At 41.1% G+C, this 509-nt stretch carries 1 protein-coding gene; it reads left to right on the forward strand.

All coding sequences use genetic code 11. From position 1 onward, the window contains the following. Positions 1-509, forward strand: a 509-nt coding sequence (locus tag N1032_RS28055) for a hypothetical protein (RefSeq protein WP_259544031.1), incomplete at both ends; no start/stop codon positions are given.

Consider the following 509-nt stretch of genomic DNA (forward strand, 5'->3'; position numbering starts at 1 on the left):
CTGCTTCAATTGGTGCTCTGACTAAGACAACTGCTGATACTTTGTATGCCCCAATTACAGTGACACAAGGTATAACTCAAGCGGATGCGGATTTAAGATATTCCCCTGCTGGTGCTCTTACTAAAGCTCAAGCTGATGGTTTCTATGAGACAATTGCAGATGCTCAACTCAGAATGGCTGAAGCTGTAGCTATTTCTGTATCAGCTTCTGCTAAAGATGCTCAAAATAGAGTTGATGAAATTCTTGTTGAAGCTAAACAATATGCAGACTCACTGGTAGGGACTGGAACTGGCACTAACCAACAAACAGTTATCGGTTTGAGTGAAGATGTTGCTGATGCCAAATATGCCCCTATTGGTGCTTTGACTCAGAAAGATGCCGATTTGTTATATGCTCCAGTTCGTTTGAAGACTGAAGCAGTTGTTATTACTGGCGACCAAGAGATTGATGGTAAGAAAACTTTCAAAACTCTCCCAACTGTTAAGATTGGTTCTAACCCTGAAACAAAT

Source organism: Herbiconiux daphne, assembly GCF_024979295.1.
In the GTDB taxonomy this organism is placed as follows: domain Bacteria; phylum Actinomycetota; class Actinomycetes; order Actinomycetales; family Microbacteriaceae; genus Herbiconiux; species Herbiconiux daphnes.